Annotated in this window: 16 protein-coding genes; 11 read left to right on the forward strand and 5 right to left on the reverse strand. The window is 54.6% G+C overall.

Annotated features, from left to right (window positions below):
* Positions 1-4 precede the first annotated feature (4 nt).
* From PGR29_RS11290 to PGR29_RS11335, 10 genes are all read left to right on the forward strand, one after another.
* Complete coding sequence (locus PGR29_RS11290; RefSeq protein ID WP_316424541.1) at positions 5-799, forward strand: metal-dependent hydrolase; 795 nt, start codon at positions 5-7, stop codon at positions 797-799.
* 297 nt (positions 800-1,096) lie between these two features.
* Entirely contained in the window at positions 1,097-2,530 is a 1,434-nt protein-coding gene (gene ptsG, locus PGR29_RS11295) for a PTS glucose transporter subunit IIBC (RefSeq protein ID WP_045393695.1), read from the forward strand.
* A gap of 257 nt (positions 2,531-2,787) precedes the next feature.
* Positions 2,788-3,144, forward strand: a complete 357-nt coding sequence (gene hinT / locus PGR29_RS11300; protein WP_087857996.1) for a purine nucleoside phosphoramidase — start codon at positions 2,788-2,790, stop codon at positions 3,142-3,144.
* 4 nt (positions 3,145-3,148) lie between these two features.
* Positions 3,149-3,523 carry a YcfL family protein gene (locus PGR29_RS11305; protein WP_087857995.1) on the forward strand — a complete coding sequence of 125 codons (375 nt, stop codon included), beginning with the start codon at positions 3,149-3,151 and terminating at the stop codon, positions 3,521-3,523.
* A gap of 21 nt (positions 3,524-3,544) precedes the next feature.
* Complete coding sequence (gene lpoB / locus PGR29_RS11310) at positions 3,545-4,183, forward strand: penicillin-binding protein activator LpoB (protein WP_213316802.1); 639 nt, start codon at positions 3,545-3,547, stop codon at positions 4,181-4,183.
* On the forward strand, positions 4,164-4,991 hold the full coding sequence (gene thiK / locus PGR29_RS11315) for a thiamine kinase (protein ID WP_316424542.1): 828 nt from the start codon (positions 4,164-4,166) through the stop codon (positions 4,989-4,991). Before lpoB ends, thiK begins: the two co-directional genes overlap by 20 nt.
* A gap of 23 nt (positions 4,992-5,014) precedes the next feature.
* Positions 5,015-6,025 (forward strand): beta-N-acetylhexosaminidase, encoded by a 1,011-nt coding sequence (nagZ, locus tag PGR29_RS11320; protein ID WP_316424543.1) that lies wholly within the window; start codon positions 5,015-5,017, stop codon positions 6,023-6,025.
* Positions 6,026-6,061: 36 nt separating this feature from the next.
* Positions 6,062-6,604 carry an alpha/beta hydrolase YcfP gene (ycfP, locus tag PGR29_RS11325; RefSeq protein ID WP_087857991.1) on the forward strand — a complete coding sequence of 181 codons (543 nt, stop codon included), beginning with the start codon at positions 6,062-6,064 and terminating at the stop codon, positions 6,602-6,604.
* 244 nt (positions 6,605-6,848) lie between these two features.
* Positions 6,849-8,153: an NAD(P)/FAD-dependent oxidoreductase gene (locus PGR29_RS11330; protein WP_087857990.1), complete on the forward strand. Its 1,305-nt coding sequence runs from the start codon at positions 6,849-6,851 to the stop codon at positions 8,151-8,153.
* Positions 8,154-8,358: 205 nt separating this feature from the next.
* A complete protein-coding gene (locus PGR29_RS11335) occupies positions 8,359-8,898 on the forward strand; it encodes a glycine zipper 2TM domain-containing protein (RefSeq protein WP_020079139.1) in 540 nt (179 codons plus the stop codon).
* A 56-nt stretch (positions 8,899-8,954) separates the two neighbouring features.
* On the opposite strand, the gene PGR29_RS11340 is transcribed toward PGR29_RS11335, so the two are convergent.
* From PGR29_RS11340 to PGR29_RS11350, 3 genes are all read right to left on the reverse strand, one after another.
* Positions 8,955-11,144 (reverse strand): TonB-dependent siderophore receptor, encoded by a 2,190-nt coding sequence (locus PGR29_RS11340; RefSeq protein ID WP_087857989.1) that lies wholly within the window; start codon positions 11,142-11,144, stop codon positions 8,955-8,957.
* Between the two features lie 225 nt (positions 11,145-11,369).
* Complete coding sequence (locus tag PGR29_RS11345) at positions 11,370-12,005, reverse strand: TetR/AcrR family transcriptional regulator (protein ID WP_087857988.1); 636 nt, start codon at positions 12,003-12,005, stop codon at positions 11,370-11,372.
* Entirely contained in the window at positions 12,002-12,121 is a 120-nt protein-coding gene (locus PGR29_RS11350; RefSeq protein ID WP_161801890.1) for a hypothetical protein, read from the reverse strand. The genes PGR29_RS11345 and PGR29_RS11350 overlap by 4 nt, the downstream gene beginning before the upstream one ends.
* A 133-nt stretch (positions 12,122-12,254) precedes the next feature.
* Between PGR29_RS11350 and bhsA the strand changes: the two genes are divergently transcribed.
* Positions 12,255-12,512, forward strand: a complete 258-nt coding sequence (gene bhsA / locus PGR29_RS11355) for a multiple stress resistance protein BhsA (RefSeq protein ID WP_045375056.1) — start codon at positions 12,255-12,257, stop codon at positions 12,510-12,512.
* A gap of 230 nt (positions 12,513-12,742) precedes the next feature.
* Here bhsA and ldtC read toward each other — a convergent pair whose 3' ends face one another.
* Together ldtC and mfd are read right to left on the reverse strand one after the other, a co-directional pair.
* On the reverse strand, positions 12,743-13,702 hold the full coding sequence (ldtC, locus tag PGR29_RS11360; RefSeq protein WP_271031905.1) for a L,D-transpeptidase LdtC: 960 nt from the start codon (positions 13,700-13,702) through the stop codon (positions 12,743-12,745).
* 165 nt (positions 13,703-13,867) lie between these two features.
* Entirely contained in the window at positions 13,868-17,314 is a 3,447-nt protein-coding gene (mfd, locus tag PGR29_RS11365) for a transcription-repair coupling factor (protein WP_316424544.1), read from the reverse strand.
* Positions 17,315-17,628: the final 314 nt, after the last annotated feature.

The raw sequence follows: 17,628 nt of genomic DNA on the forward strand, positions 1-17,628 counted from the left end.
GAATATGTTTTTAGTCGATTCCCACTGCCATCTTGATGGCCTGGATTATCAAACGTTGCATAAAGACGTCGATGATGTTCTGGCGAAAGCCGCCGCGCGTGATGTCAGGTTTTTCCTGGCGGTCTCCACGACGCTGCCGGGATACCGCGGGATGCGTGAATTAATCGGCCAGCGCGATGACGTCGTGTTTTCTTGCGGCGTGCATCCCCTGAACCAGGATGAAGCGTATGACTTTGAGGAACTGCGTACGCTGGCGGCGGAAGAGGGCGTCGTGGCGATGGGGGAAACCGGGCTCGATTACTTCTATACCCCGGAAACTAAACTGCGCCAGCAGGAGTCTTTCCGTCAACACATTCGCATTGGCCGCGAATTAAATAAACCGGTGATTGTGCATACCCGTGATGCGCGCGCCGACACGCTGGCAATTTTGCAGGAAGAAAACGTGACGGATTGCGGTGGCGTACTACACTGTTTCACAGAAGATAGAGAGACTGCGGGTAAACTGCTCGATATGGGATTCTATATTTCGTTTTCCGGTATCGTCACATTCCGTAATGCCGAACAGCTACGAGATGCCGCGCGTTATGTGCCGCTCGATCGTCTGCTGGTGGAGACCGATTCGCCGTATCTGGCGCCGGTGCCGCACCGCGGCAAAGAGAACCAGCCGGCAATGGTTCGTGATGTCGCCGAATACATGGCGGTGTTGAAAGGCGTGCCGTTGGAGCAACTCGCGCAACAAACCACCGAAAACTTTGCCAGCTTGTTCCACATCGACCCTGCCAGACTGCAACCTGCCTGATCTTTCTATTATTTTAAGGCTCGTAATTAATACTTAAAGCGAGTAAAGTTCACCGCCGCGACAGAGGCGGTGAACGCATTTTTGCAACATACAGATACACATTATGTAAATCAGTGTAAATTTTTATATGTTGACTGAATGAAACGTGATAGCCGTCAAACAATCTCCGCGTTAATTATTTTACTCTGTGTAATAAATAAAGGGCGCTTAGATGTCCTGTCCACGGCCCGGTTCTCCCCCCGAGCCAATGCGTGAAAACGTAAAAAAAGTACCAAATACTCAGGAGCACTCTCAATTATGTTTAAGAATGCATTTGCTAACCTGCAGAAGGTCGGTAAATCGCTGATGCTGCCAGTATCCGTACTGCCTATCGCAGGTATCCTGCTGGGCGTCGGTTCTGCCAACTTCAGCTGGCTGCCAGCCGTGGTTTCTCACGTCATGGCAGAAGCAGGCGGTTCAGTATTCGCCAATATGCCGCTGATCTTCGCAATCGGTGTTGCGCTTGGCTTCACCAATAACGACGGTGTATCCGCACTGGCTGCAGTCGTAGCTTACGGCATCATGGTGAAAACCATGGCGGTAGTCGCGCCGCTGGTTCTGCATTTACCTGCTGAGGAAATCGCAGCGAAACACCTGGCTGATACCGGCGTGCTTGGCGGTATTATCTCGGGTGCGATTGCAGCCTACATGTTCAACCGCTTCTACCGTATCAAGCTGCCTGAATATCTGGGCTTCTTCGCGGGCAAGCGCTTTGTGCCGATTATCTCTGGTCTCGCTGCTATCTTCACCGGCGTGATCCTGTCCTTTATCTGGCCGCCGATCGGTTCCGCCATCCAGACCTTCTCTCAATGGGCGGCTTACCAGAACCCAGTTGTGGCGTTCGGTATCTACGGCTTCATTGAGCGCTGCCTGGTACCGTTTGGTCTGCACCATATCTGGAACGTACCTTTCCAGATGCAAATTGGTGAATACACCAACGCTGCAGGCCAGGTGTTCCACGGCGACATCCCGCGTTACATGGCAGGCGACCCGACTGCAGGTAAACTGTCTGGCGGCTTCCTGTTCAAAATGTACGGCCTGCCGGCTGCAGCTATCGCGATTTGGCACTCTGCTAAACCAGAGAACCGCGCCAAAGTCGGCGGTATCATGATCTCCGCTGCGCTGACCTCGTTCCTGACCGGTATTACCGAGCCGATCGAGTTCTCCTTCATGTTCGTCGCGCCGATCCTGTATATCATTCACGCGATTCTCGCAGGCCTGGCATTCCCGATCTGTATCCTGCTGGGTATGCGTGACGGGACTTCGTTCTCTCATGGTCTGATCGACTTTATCGTTCTGTCCGGCAACAGCAGCAAACTGTGGCTGTTCCCGATTGTCGGTATTTGCTACGCGATCGTGTACTACGTCGTCTTCCGCGTGCTGATTAAAGCGCTGGACCTGAAAACGCCGGGTCGTGAAGATGCAACAGAAGACAGCAAAGGCGCCGCTACCAGTGAAATGGCCCCGGCTCTGATTGCTGCTTTCGGCGGTAAAGAGAACATCACTAACCTCGACGCATGTATTACTCGTCTGCGCGTGAGCGTGGCTGATGTAGCGAAAGTTGATCAGGCTGGTCTGAAAAAACTGGGTGCTGCTGGCGTAGTTGTTGCAGGTTCTGGCGTTCAGGCCATTTTCGGTACCAAGTCCGATAACCTGAAAACCGAAATGGATGAATACATCCGCAACAGCTAAGACGTAGTGTGGGGAGACTAAGGCAGCCAAATGGCTGCCTTTTTTACGTCGGTATTCTGGTCATTGTTTGGCAATATCCGGAAAATGGGGAGAAATGCTTATTCCCTCAGCAGCTAAGTCTATAGTTGAATAAGAAAAACTGCATTCAGGTTGAAAGAGAGGGAGGAAGTCGCTCATACTCTTAGCTGATCCTGTGCATTCGTGTTTATCTGCAGAGGCAGGCCGGAGCACGGTATAAAACTAATAAGGAATCAGTCATGGCAGAAGAAACGATTTTCAGCAAAATCATTCGCCGGGAAATCCCGTCGGATATTGTTTATCAGGATGAGCTGGTCACCGCTTTTCGCGATATCTCTCCGCAGGCGCCGACCCATATTCTGATTATCCCGAATATCCTGATTCCGACCGTAAACGACGTCACTACCGAGCACGAACTGACTTTGGGCCGTATGATGACCGTCGCGGCCAGGATTGCCCGTGATGAAGGCCTGGCTGATGACGGCTACCGCCTTATCGTTAACTGCAACCGCCATGGCGGCCAGGAAGTCTACCATATTCATATGCACCTGCTGGGCGGTCGTCCGTTAGGCCCGATGCTGGCGCATAAAGGCTAAACCGATGCGCGCTGCTTATTCAGGCGTTTTGATTCTGACGGCGCTACTGGCCGGATGTAGCTCGCGCCCGGAAATTCCGGTTGGCGAACAGCAGACTTTGGTGATGGAATCCAGCGTTCTGGCGGCGGGTATCAGCGCCGATCCGCCGTCGGTCACCGCCTCGGAAATCCAGGCCACCGCTACCTCAAGATTATTTAATGAACGGCAACAGCCCATAACCGTGCACTACCGTTTCTTCTGGTATGACGCCCATGGGCTGGAGATGCATCCGCTGGAACCTGCGCGAAGCGTGACGGTTCCAGCCCACTCGTCCGTGGTGCTCTACGGCAGTGCCAATATTCTCGGGGCACACAAAGCCCGTCTTTATCTTTATCTCTAAGAGGTCATCATAATGATTAAAATGTGTCGCTATGCGTTAATCACTGCACTGGCGATATTCCTGGCAGGCTGTGTGGGGCAACGAAATGAACCTGCGCCAGTCGAGGAGGCCAAGCCGAAGCCGGAACAACCTGCGCAGCCGCAGCCGACGGTACCTGCCGTGCCGACGGTGCCAACGCAGCCGGGTCCAATCGAACACGGCGGTGAACAGCCTTCGCAGCCGTCCCAGCCCGCGCCGCGCGTTCGCCACTATAACTGGGACGCCGCTGTGCAACCGATGGTCGGTCAGATGCTGCAGGCGGGCGGCGTGAACGCAGGTAGTATTCTGCTGGTGGATAGCGTCAACAACCGTACCAACGGATCGCTGAACGCATCCGAAGCGACCTCCGCGCTGCGCAATGCGTTGGCGGGCAACGGCAAGTTTACGCTGGTTTCCTCGCAGCAGCTCTCCGTAGCGAAACAACAATTAGGTCTTTCGCCGCAGGATAGTCTCGGCAGCCGCAGCAAAGCGATGGGAATTGCGCGCACCGTTGGCGCTCAGTATGTGCTGTATTCGAATGCCACCGGCAACGTCAACGCGCCGGAGCTGAAAATGCAACTGATGCTGGTGCAGTCCGGCGAGATTATCTGGTCAGGCAAAGGTGCGGTTCAGCAACAATAAGCTAACGCGCGACGAGCTCTTGTCGCGCTTTTTTCCCCGCTATTCGCCTGTCGCCGCGCTGACTGAAAACGGTCTTAGCGGCGGCAGCTGTATTATCAGCGATGGCGTTCGTCGGCTGGTGTTGCGCCAGCCACACGATCTGCTGGCGCCGCTCAGCCATTTTCTACGCCAGTACCGCGTGCTTCAGCGCCTTCCCGCGACCCTTTCGCCGGCGCCGGTGTTCTTTTCGCCGTGCTGGATGGTGGTGGAGTATTGCACAGGGGAAGTGAAAAGCGGGCTGCCGGAATGCCCCTCGCTTGCCGGGTTATTGTATCATCTGCATCAACAGCCGCGTTTTGGCTGGCGTATCGAGCTGGCGCCGTTGCTTGAATTGTACTGGCAGCAGTGCGATCCGGCGAGGCGTACGGTTTTCTGGTTACGTTGGCAGAAACGGTTATTACGCCGGCGAGAACCACAGCCGTTGCGTTTGGCGCCTCTGCATATGGACGTCCACGCCGGCAATATAATTCACCGCGACGACGGGCTGCGCTTGATTGATTGGGAGTATGCCGGAGACGGCGATATCGCACTGGAACTGGCGGCGGTATGGTGCGATGCCCCTACGCGTCGTCAATTGCTTAAAGCCTATTCACGGCTCGCGCATCTTGATGAGCGTCAGCTGCGGCGGCAAATACAACGCTGGCGACCGTGGGTGCTCATGCTGATGGCGGGATGGTATGAACGGCGCTGGCAGCAGAGCGGCGACCGGCAATTTATTACGCTGGCGGATGCGACATGGCGTCAGCTAAAAATAGAAAATAAAGGATAAGAGAGGTCTGTGTGGGTCCGGTAATGTTGGATGTCGAAGGTTTTGAACTGGATGCGGAAGAGCGTGAGATTCTGGCTCATCCTTTGGTCGGCGGCTTAATTTTGTTTACCCGCAACTACCACGATCCGGCGCAATTGCGTGAACTGGTACGTCAAATCCGCGAGGCCTCGCGTAATCATCTCGTGGTGGCGGTAGATCAGGAAGGCGGACGCGTGCAGCGTTTTCGCGAAGGTTTTACTCGCCTGCCGGCTGCGCAGTCTTTTGCCGCTCTGCTGGGGGTGGAAGAGGGCGGTAAACTCGCCGCTGAGGCCGGTTGGCTGATGGCCAGCGAAATGATCGCCATGGATATTGATATCAGCTTTGCGCCGGTGCTGGATGTCGGCCATATCAGCGCCGCGATCGGTGAACGCTCCTGGCATGAAGACCCGCAAAAAGCGTTGGCGATGGCGCGTCATTTCATCGACGGTATGCATGCCGCCGGCATGAAATCCACCGGTAAACACTTCCCTGGCCACGGCGCGGTGACGGCGGATTCACACAAAGAGACGCCGATTGATCCGCGTCCGGCGGCGGAAATTCGCGCCAAAGATATGGCGGTGTTCAAAAGTCTGATCGATGAACAACGGCTGGATGCGATTATGCCGGCGCACGTGATTTACTCTGACATCGATCCGCGCCCGGCCAGTGGTTCAGAATACTGGCTGAAGACGGTGCTGCGCGGCGAGCTGGGCTTTGACGGCGTCATCTTCTCTGACGACCTGTCGATGGAAGGAGCGGCGATCATGGGCAGCTATGCTGAACGTGGGCAGGCATCGCTCGATGCCGGTTGCGATATGATCCTGGTCTGCAATAATCGTAAAGGCGCGGTGAGCGTATTGGATAACCTGTCCCCGATCAAAGCAGAGCGTGTTACAAAATTGTATCATAAAGGTTCATTTACCCGTCAGGAACTGCGAGATTCCGCGCGTTGGCAGACGGTCAACGCACAGCTGGAGGCGCTCCATGCGCGCTGGCAAGAAGCGAAGTCTGCGTAATTAACCTGAAGGGCGTTGTTGTCTGGTGAGGATACGATGATTATCTATTTACACGGTTTTGACTCTAACAGCCCCGGTAACCATGAAAAGGTGCTGCAGCTGCAGTTTATCGACCCGGACGTGCGGTTGATTAGCTACAGTACGCTCCATCCAAAACATGATATGCAGCATTTGTTGAAGGAAGTCGACAAAATGCTGCAGCTCAATGCCGACGATCGGCCGCTGATATGCGGTGTCGGGTTAGGTGGCTACTGGGCGGAAAGGATTGGTTTCCTGTGCGATATTCGCCAGGCCGTGTTCAACCCGAATCTGTTCCCTCACGAGAACATGGAAGGGAAAATCGACAGGCCGGAGGAGTATCAGGATATCGCCACCAAGTGCGTGAACAACTTCCGTGAAAAAAATCGCGACCGTTGCCTGGTAGTGCTATCACGCCATGATGAGGCGCTGGATAGCCAACGCTCGGCTGACTTGTTGCATCATTATTACGAAATCATCTGGGATGAAGAACAGACTCACAAATTTAAAAGTCTTTCACCGCACCTGCAGCGAATAAAAGCTTTTAAGACCCTCGGCTAATCCTGTTTTGTCATAATCAGCCCGCCGCGTGCAAACGCCGCGGGCTTTTTCTTGTCCATAATTGACGTTGTTCGTTTAAAAAATATGCGGTAAAACTTGATGCACATCAATTTTGGTATGACCAATGTTCCGTTCATGCTATTCTCGGTGCTGCTGAATGGTTTCATCGCTGCAACCTATTGTTAAATAAGAGCTATTTGAATAACTTTTAATTAACAATTGGTTAATAATTTTAGGGGGTCTTGTGACTACGCCATTGAAAAGAATCGTTATTGTAGGTGGTGGTGCCGGCGGACTGGAACTGGCTACTCAGTTGGGTAGAAAGCTGGGCCGCAGCAAAAAAGCGAAAATTACGCTGGTGGACCGCAACCATAGCCACCTGTGGAAGCCGTTGCTGCACGAAGTGGCGACCGGTTCTCTGGATGAAGGCGTTGACGCGCTGAGCTACCTGGCGCATGCGCGCAACCATGGTTTTCAGTTCCAGTTAGGCTCGGTGGTGGATATCAATCGCGAAGGGAAAACCATTACCCTTGCGGAACTGCGTAACGAGAAAGGCGAGCTGTTGGTTGCGGAGCGTAAGCTGCCGTACGACACGCTGGTAATGGCGCTGGGCAGTACCTCCAATGACTTTAACACGCCAGGGGTGAAGGAAAACTGTATTTTCCTGGATAACCCGCACCAGGCGCGCCGTTTCCATCAGGAAATGCTCAACCTGTTCCTCAAGTATTCTGCAAATCTCGGTGCGAACGGTAAGGTCAATATCGCTATCGTCGGCGGCGGGGCCACCGGCGTTGAGCTGTCGGCTGAGCTACATAATGCGGTGAAACAGCTGCATAGTTACGGCTATAAAGGGTTGACCAACGAAGCGCTGAACGTGACGCTGGTCGAAGCCGGTGAACGTATTCTTCCGGCGCTGCCGCCGCGTATTTCCGGCGCCGCGCACAATGAACTGACCAAACTCGGGGTTCGTGTCCTGACGCAGACCATGGTGACCAGCGCAGACGTTAACGGCCTGCACACTAAAGATGGGCAGTTTATTGATGCCGATCTGATGGTATGGGCGGCGGGTATCAAAGCGCCTGATTTTATGAAAGAGATTGGCGGCCTGGAGACCAACCGTATTAATCAGCTGGTGGTGGAGCCGACGCTGCAGACCACCCGTGACCCGGATATTTACGCCATCGGCGACTGCGCCTCCTGCGCTCGCCCGGAAGGTGGGTTTGTCCCACCGCGCGCCCAGGCGGCGCACCAGATGGCAACCTGCGCGCTGAATAACATTCTGGCGCAGATGAAAGGCAAAGCGCTGAAACCGTATGTCTATAAAGATCACGGTTCACTGGTCTCGCTGTCGAACTACTCCACCGTTGGCAGCCTGATGGGCAACCTGATGCGCGGCTCGATGATGGTTGAAGGGCGAATTGCGCGCTTCGTGTATATCTCGCTGTATCGCATGCATCAGATTGCGTTACACGGCTATTTCAAAACCGGCCTGATGATGTTGGTAGGACGTATTAACCGCATCATTCGTCCGCGTCTCAAGCTGCACTAAGCGGCAGGCAATCAGGATAGCGTCATCGCGGCGCTATCCTGAAAACACAGCATATCCTTCTGCCAGAATCGCTAATTCCTGTTAGGAATCCTCTGAATCCCCTTGATCTGCCGTAGGTTCCCGCATTTTTCATCCGCTTTCTGATTTGCATACCCCCTGAGCAGAACGCAGAATTGCTAGTAACAGCAATGAAGGAGGAACTCCCGTGAATAAATCAATGTTGGCGGGTATTGGGATTGGCGTTGCCGCCGCGTTGGGCGTCGCCGCCGTTGCCGGTCTCAATGTATTAGATCGTGGCCCGCAATATGCGCAAGTGGTGTCCAGTACGCCAATAAAAGAAAGCATAAAAACGCCGCGTCAGGAATGCCGTAACGTGACCGTTACCCATCGTCGCCCGGTTCAGGATGAAAACCGTATTGCCGGTTCCGTTCTCGGCGCGGTCGCCGGCGGCGTGATTGGCCATCAGTTTGGCGGCGGTCGTGGTCGAAGCGTAGCGACCGTTGTCGGCGCGTTGGGCGGCGGCTATGCCGGCAACCAAATTCAGGGCTCAATGCAGGATAACGACACCTATACCACTACCCAGCAGCGCTGTAAGACGGTCTACGATAAGTCGGAAAAAATGCTCGGTTATGACGTCACCTATAAAATCGGCGACCAGCAGGGCAAAATCCGCATGGACCACCAGCCGGGGGCGCAAATCCCGCTGGACAGCAACGGTCAGCTGATTCTGAATAACAAAGCGTAAAACAGCAGTTTTAAGCTATTAGCCCCTCAATCACTCAGGCTGAGGGGCTTTTTTTATCAGAACGTTAACGCGTAGTTCAGGCCGAAGGTCCGGCCGCGGCCTTTATATTCGTACAGCCCGGCGCTGCCATAGGTTGGACTATACAACAGCGGCGCACGCTGTCCCCAGATGGTGACGTAATCCTCATTCAGCAAGTTCTCGATGCTAAAGGTCAGTTTACCCACCGGGAGCAGATAGCTACCGATAAAATCGACGGTATTGTACCCATCAAGCTTATTGCCGCTGGCATCGCTTAAATCAAATACCTGCTGGCTTTGCACACGCAGCGACCACGGGTCCGGCGCCCAGCCGACCCAGGCAGTAGCTTTCGACGGCGAGGCCAGGGTGACGTCCCACTTCTGCCAACTGCCATCAGTTTTTACTTGCGATTTCAGCACGTTGAAGTTAGCACCCAGACTCCAGTCGCTATCAGGCACGAAGTAGTCCACCGCGCCTTCCACGCCGTAAATGCGTCGTTTATCCGATTGCACATCAATGGTCATATCGCTGCGGTTAACCACGATGGTTTTGTCTGATGTCGAGTAATAAGCGGCAAGCTGGGTGCGCAGGTTGTCGCCGGTGTAGCGCCAACCCAGCTCCCAGGAGTTAACTTTGATCCCCTGCAGCGGCGAGTCGCCGACGTTAACACTGGAGACCAGCGGCAGATGGCCGTTGACCGCGGCGCCGTAGCTGCCGATACCGTAATATTTACCCGGATCCGGGAGTTCGACGCCCTGAGAGAAGTTAAACCAGGTCTGCTGGCGTTCGGTAATGTGGGCGACGATCCCGGCGTTAAAGAGGAAGTTATCATAATCGGTCTTGCCGCCAGGAATGGCGTCAGCCGACCGGTATTTACCTTTGGCCACATCCTGCTGTTGCGCATAGCCGACAAAATCATCAACCCGATTTTCCGTCCACTGATAACGGACGCCGCCGCTAAGGGTGAAGATGTCGTTCAGGTCATAACTGCTTTGCAGGAACGGCGCGAGATTGGTGATGCTGTAGCCAGGGTAACGGCCCGTGGTATAGGCTGACTGGTTGTTCAGGCCGCCGGAAGCCATCGCTTTATCCAGATCGAAAAACATCTGGTTGGAATTAAAGGTTTCATGGTCGGCATCAACGCCCCAGGTTAGATCCCATCCCGTTAGCGGCTGGCTGTTGAAGGTAATTTTAGCGCCGTACTGGTCGGTATCCTGCTGTGAGGCGGAAAAACTGCTGATTTTACCTTTGCTCAAGGCCGGGAAGGGGTAGAAGGTCAGCGATTCGTCGCGATAGTAAATCTGGCTGACCAGGTTCTGACCGAAGAAGTCGGCGTCGGAATATTGCAGGCTGATCAAATGACGTTCGGTGCCGGGTACGCGGTCAGAGTTAAGCCCGTTAGAGGTCCAGGCTTTACTTTCGCCAAGTACCGCCGACATATCTTTGCCCAGATTCAGGCCATAATCATCGCCCTGGCTTTTATAGTACTGCGTGACTAGCTGGAGCTGACGCTGGTCATCGATTTCTATGGTACCGGTGCCCATCACGTCGAGTCGGTCTGAATGCTGTAAGCCGGTTTGCGTATTATCGAGGATCAGCGCGTCATTGTTGCCGTCATACCAGCCGCCGAAGCGCTGATAGGCCACCGATAGACGGCCGGAAGCATGATCGGTACCACCGCTGACGGCCGCCGCCACCCGTTCATCATGGTCGTTGCTATTGGCAAAGCCGGTTTTACCACCCAGCTCCAGATCCACCTGGCGTTCCTGCTGGCCTTTTTTCGTAACGATATTAATCAGACCGCCGGTACTACCGCCACCGTATAACGACGTCGCGCCGGAAATAACTTCAATATGCTCGATGTTAAACGGATCGATGGCATCAAGCTGGCGGCTATCGGTGCGCGATGAATTGAGGCGCACGCCGTCGATCAGCACGACGATGGCGCGTCCGCGCATGTTCATGCCGTAGTTGGTACGCCCCTGGCTGCTGACATCTATCCCGGGGATCAGCTGCGCGAGGACATCTTTAAACTCTTTACCACCCTGAACCTGTTGCTCGATTTCCTGGCCTTCAATCACCCAAGTGGTTTGCGCCATCTCAGCGACGGTACGGTGGTTACGGTTGGCGCTGACGATAATATCGTCTTCATCGGCAGCCTGCGCAGTAAACGCTGGCAGAGCGGTGGCCAGCAGCAGAGGATTGAGCAGCCAGAGGCGCTTGTTCATTCGCATTCCTTGATATGAGTTAGTCAGTAGTGTTGTTATTTTTTTCAGCCACAGGCGCGGCTGTTACAGCGTGAAACATATAGAAAGACAAATGCGAATTTTGCACATATTGATTATCGTTATCAATATCATTTACAACAAATCAACATAATGAAAATATTGAGAAAAGTAAGGGTATTCAGCAGAAGGGGAAAAAACCGGCGAGCGACGGCCGCCGGTAGGGGATTAAGGTTGCAGGATTTGCGGCCACAGGCGCAGCGTAGTGTCGCTTATTTGTTTCAGGGTAGCGAAATCAGCGCCTTCGCGCGCGCTGATTGACATTCCTTGCAGCACGCAGTTTAAAAACTGCGCCAGCTGCAAGACATTGCCCTGCGCAGGGAGCTCGCCGCGCTGCTGGCGTTGCTGTAAAAATTGCGTCAGCGTTTGTTCCTGCACCGCGTGGCGCGACTTAATGGTGTTGGCGATATCGGTTGACGAGGCGGCCAGCGCCGCGGAGGTGTTAATCATAAAACAGCCTGCCGGGGTATCTTTGCTGGTAAAGCAGGTGGCGACGGCGGTGAAATAGTCGCGCAGCGCCTGATCGACGGTTTTAGCGTCATCGAATAGCAGGGCTTCGTGTTTGGCGGCGAAGCGGGAAATGTAGCGATCCAGCACCGCGCGGAATAAGCCTTCTTTGTTCACGAACTCGGCGTACAGCGTCGGGGCTTTCGCACCGGTCGCTTCGACGAGATCGGCCAGCGAAGTTGCTTCATAGCCGTGCTGCCAGAAAAGTGTCATGGCCTTGTCCAGCGCCGCGTCCCTGTCGAACACTTTAGGTCGGCCACGGCTTTTTTTTGTGCAACTTTGAACGTCAGTTGTCATGATGCCGTTGTACCTATGTTGGGTTGTTGAACGGCCATTATAAAAATAAACGTGTCATGCTGCCAGCGGCAGAAGTCCAAAAATAAATAATTCATATATGTATGAAAATTAAGCATTTTATAAATAGTTAAATGATCGTTATAAAAATGAGTTGACCTGTGACGTGGATCACATTATCATTTACCTATCGATCGTTAAGTTAATTCTTACGACCCTACTATAAAAATCATCTGCATAGGTATAATAATCATGAAAAACGTCCAAAAACTGGCACTTGCCGCCGTACTGAGCTCACTCTCATTCGCAAGTTTCGCCGCTGTTGAGGTGCAATCCACCCCAGCAGGTCAACATAAAATCGGTACCGTTTCCGCATCCGCCGGCACCAATCTGGGTTCGCTTGAAGATCAGCTGGCGCAGAAAGCCGACGAGATGGGGGCGACCTCTTACCGTATTACTTCGGTAACCGGTCCTAACACCCTGCACGGTACCGCGGTTATCTATAAATAAATGTTGTAACCCCTGTCATGCCACTGACAAAACGCGTTCCTGACCCCCTTCAGCAGAACGCGTGTAGTAAGCAGTAAAAGTCGTTCCCTTTGTTATGCCACTCTCGCGACGCGGTCCACACCCCTTCATGGGACCGCGCCCCGCGAAACCTCGTCAGCGACGCTGACGATTGCCACAAAAAAACCCGCCGTGCCTGGCGGGTTTTTTACTTTCTGCAATTCGGAAATGCATTACAAGGCTTGCTCGGCGGAAACCTGATGGCGGGTCACATCGATCGGCATTCCTGAACGCAGCTCCATCGCGCTTTCCATCACCTGCTGATTGGTCTGCGGCGCCTGTTTAAAGTTCTTCATGCTGGCGTTCAGGACGATTGGCAGCGTCTGCGGATCGTCATTGATATGTTCGGACAGCGGCTGGTGGACTTCCACCAGACGGGTACCGTTTGGTTCTACCGAAACTTTGATTGGTTCGTTGATGATATTCACCCTGGTGCCCGGCGTGATTTTGTTATACAGCGACTTGATATCGGCATCGCGCAGGCGGATACAGCCTGAACTGACGCGCATCCCGATACCAAAATCGGCGTTGGTGCCGTGCAGCAGATAGACGCCGCCGTAGGCCGCGAGACGAATCGCGTGATGCCCCATCGGGTTATTCGGCCCGGCTGGAACAACCGCAGGTAAATCGATCCCCATCGCTTTATATCGTGCGCGGATGTTGGCGGTTGGTGTCCAGGTGGGGTTGGCGCGCTTATCGGAAACGGTAGTGACCATCGTCGGGGTCAGAGTATCGCCGCCAAGCTGGCCGATACCGATCGGATAAACGGTCACGCTATTCTGTCCCGGCGGATAGTAGTACAGGCGCAGCTCGGCGATATTGAGCACCAGACCTTCACGGGGGGCGTCAGGCAGCAGCGTCTGTAGCGGGATAGTCAGCACGCTCCCGGCGCGCGGCACATAAGGATCGACGCCAGGATTAGCCTGCAGCAGCGCGAGAAAACCGACGTTGTATTTTTTAGCAATCGCTTCCAGCGATCCGCCGTTATCCTGCACCACATGAAACTGATTCTCCCCGACCAGCCGGCTACCGCTCGGCGGTAGCGGCCAGGTATTGGCGCGGGCGGGAAGGGCCAGCGTCGCCGCGAGAGCGAATGCCGTAAGCCAGGTTGAAACACGCGAGATATTTATCATTACCATAATTCCACAATAAACAAACGGTTATTTTTATAAGATAATCGATGTCAATTATGGCGCGGGAGAGTGTTGGGAAATCCAGGTGGATTGCAAAATGTTTGTAAAGTTTGCTAACTGTGATAGGTAAAGAGATGCGGTTCTGACAACCGCATCTCTTTTTTATCATGCGCTGGCGTTCTCTTCTAGCTGACGCATAAACTGGTTTACCCATTCCATGCGCGTTTTACGCTCATCAAGCTCCTGGAAGAATTTGAGCCTTGTCGGCCCATCCAGCCGGTAATGCTGCGGCTGCTTCTGCAGTAGACCGATAAGCCAGACCGGGTTAACGTTATTTTTCTCGTTAAACTCGATCACGCCGCCTTTTTCATTGCACTCCAGCTTGCGGATCCCCAGCTTTTGCGCCTGCTGGCGTAGGCGCGCGATATCCAGCAAATCACGCGCCGCATCCGGCAATGTGCCAAAGCGATCGATCAGCTCGACTTTGATTTCATCGAGATCGTGTTCATTTTTGGCGCTGGCGATACGCTTATAGAACGACAGGCGGGTGTTAACGTCGGGAATAAAGTCATCCGGCAGCAGCGCCGGCATGCGCAGCTCCACTTCCGTCTGCTGGCTGGTGAGATCTTCCAGCGACGGCTCGCGACCCTCTTTCAGGGCATCGACAGCGTTCTCCAGCAATTCCATATACAGTGAAAAGCCGATAGTTTCCATCTGCCCGCTCTGACCTTCTCCCAGCAGTTCGCCAGCGCCGCGGATTTCAAGATCGTGGGTCGCGAGGGCAAAGCCGGCGCCAAGGTCTTCTAACGACGCGATAGCTTCCAGGCGTTTCTGCGCGTCGGTGGTCATGGCTTTCGGATGCGGGGTGAGCAGCCAGGCGTAGGCCTGATGGTGCGAACGACCCACGCGGCCGCGCAGCTGGTGCAGCTGGGCAAGGCCGAAGTGATCGGCGCGCTCAATGATGATGGTATTGGCGGTCGGGATATCGATGCCGGTTTCAATGATTGTCGTGCAAACCAGCACATTAAAACGCTGGTGATGGAAATCGTTCATCACCCGTTCCAGTTCACGTTCGCGCATCTGGCCGTGACCGATGGCAATTCGCGCCTCCGGTACCAGTTCAGCCAGACGATCCGCCGCTTTCTGAATATTTTCAACATCGTTATACAGATAGTAGACCTGGCCGCCGCGCAGGACTTCACGCAGAATCGCCTCGCGAACCACCAGCGCGTCGTATTCGCGGACAAAGGTTTTTACCGCCAGACGGCGAGCTGGCGGGGTGGCGATAATGGACAGATCGCGCATTCCGCTCATCGCCATATTCAGCGTACGCGGGATCGGCGTGGCGGTCAGCGTCAGGATATCGACGTCCGCGCGCATCGCCTTGATACGTTCTTTATGACGCACCCCGAAGCGGTGTTCTTCATCGACGATAAGTAGACCCAGGTCGCGCAGCTTGACTTCATTTTGCAGCAGCTTATGGGTACCGATCAAAATATCGATTTTACCCTCAGCCGCCTGTTCGAGGATCTGCGCCTGCTCTTTAGCGCTGCGGAAACGCGATAGCATCTCAATGCGTACCGGCCAGTTGGCGAAGCGGTCGCGGAAGTTATCGTAGTGCTGCTGGGCGAGCAGGGTGGTCGGCACCAGCACGGCCACCTGTTTGTGGTTTTCGACGGCGAGGAAAGCGGCGCGCATCGCCACTTCGGTTTTCCCAAAGCCAACGTCGCCGCAGACCAGACGATCCATCGCCAGCGGCTGGCACATGTCGCTGAGGACGGCGTTAATCGCCTGTGCCTGATCCGGCGTGGTTTCGAACGGGAAACCGTCGCAGAATAATTGATACTGCTCGCGGTCATGCTTAAAGGCGAAGCCTTCTTTGGCCGCGCGCTGGGCGTAAATATCCAGCAGTTCGGCGGCCACGTCGCGCACTTTCTCCGCCGCTTTTTGCCTTGCCCGCGCCCAGGCGTCGCCGCCGAGTTTATGTAGCGGCGCATTTTCTTCCGCCCCGCCGGCGTAGCGGCTAATCAAATGCAGTGACGATACCGGGACGTACAGTTTGGCGTCGTTGGCGTAGGTGAGCATCAGATATTCGCCTTTGATGCCCCCGGCTTCGAGGGTGGTCATCCCGGCATAACGACCCACCCCGTGTTCAAGGTGCACCACCGGCTGTCCGATATGCAGTTCCGCCAGGTTGCGAATGAGCGTATCGGGGTTGATGGTACGGCGGGAATCCTGACGGCGGCGGGCGACGCGTTCGCCCAGCAGATCGCTTTCGCAAATCAGCGCCAGATTGGCCTGACTGTCGATAAATCCGTGTTCGGCGGCGCCGATCATCAGGAAGCGGCCATTTCCGGTGGCTTCCTGCAGGCGCAATATATGTTTTGGCGCAATTTTGATGCGCGCCAGCATTTCGCCAAGCGCCTCGCGGCGGCCTTCGCTTTCAACTGAGAAAATCACCGGGCCGCTGAAGGATTCAAGGAAGCGACGCAGATTGTCCAGCGGCGCTTTATTCTGCGCCTGGATCGCCAGCTCGGGCAGGGGTTGATAGCCGAGGTTAGTATTAGCGGCTTTCTCCGCCAGACGCTCGGTTTTTAACTGGATCCGCGGCCATTTTTTCAGCTCGCTAAAAAGTTCGTCGCTGCGAAGCCACAGCTGCTCCGGCGGTAGCAGCGGGCGCATCGGATCGACGCCGCGGTTTTCAAAGCGGGCGCGGGTTTCATTCTGGAAACGCTCGGCGCTGTGCTCCAAATCGCCGGTATTCACAATCAGCGTACTGGGCGGGAAATAGCTAAACAGCGGCGGCAGCGGTTCGTTGAAGAACAGCGGTTGCCAGTATTCGATCCCGGCGGGCAGGGTACCTTTGCTCACCTGCTGGTAGATATGTTCCGGATCGCGCTTCACGTCAAAACGATCGCGCCACTGGCTGCGGAACAGCTCGATCGCCGCCTGGTCGGTCGGGAACTCATGCGCCGGCAGCAGATTGATGGCCTCGACTTCTTCCAGGGTACGCTGGCTATCAACATCGAATAACCGCAGGCTGTCTATTTCGTCATCAAAGAAATCGAGGCGATAGGGCTGCTCGCTACCCATCGGGAAAAGGTCGAGCAGCGCGCCGCGGGTCGCGTATTCGCCGTGTTCCATCACCTGATCGACATGGCGGTAACCGGCGCTATCTAACTGCGTGCGTAGCGCATCGCGCGACAGACGCTGCCCTTTTTTCATTACCAGCGCGTGACCGTGCAGATAATTATGCGGGCAGACCTTCTGCATCAGAGTGCTGACCGGAACGATAAGCACGCCGCGCTGCATGGTCGGCAACTGGTATAAAGTGGCAAGGCGCGAAGAGATAATATCCTGATGGGGCGAAAAGCTATCGTAAGGCAGGGTTTCCCAGTCAGCGAGGCTTATCACCATGCTATCGGTAAATTGCCTGATTTCATCATTCAGACGCAGGGCGTTTTGCATGTCGGGCGCCACCAGCACCACCGGGCCGTGATGGCGTTCGGCCATTTCGGCTACCAGCGTGGCGCACGCGGCGCCGGTGAGTTCGCCAAGCTGGCGCTGATCGCCGGCTTTGACCGGCAGAGTATAGCGATATTGTTCAGGCATAACGGTTGTCAGGATCCCTTAGCGCCTATCCCATCAGGCGATTGTTTGTACTGTTTGGCCGCAGTCGGCCAACTCGCTCTACGATGTAGGGGCAAATTGCTGATATTCAATGTCTCTGATTATCCGCAATTGGTCTGATTTCGCCAACCCGAATGGCCTTCCGCGCCAGGTTTTCTACAGCGCGTGGCGATTGATAAATATATACACTCTAAATTAACTTCCTGATTTAAAACTATTATTTTGTTATTTTGGCGAAAAAATCTACCGTATCAGCGATTTACGCGTTGGGCTATGCCATATATACTCGAACATCG

Origin of the sequence: Klebsiella sp. 141203 (assembly GCF_032601985.1) — a bacterium.
In the GTDB taxonomy this organism is placed as follows: Bacteria; Pseudomonadota; Gammaproteobacteria; order Enterobacterales; family Enterobacteriaceae; genus Klebsiella; species Klebsiella aerogenes.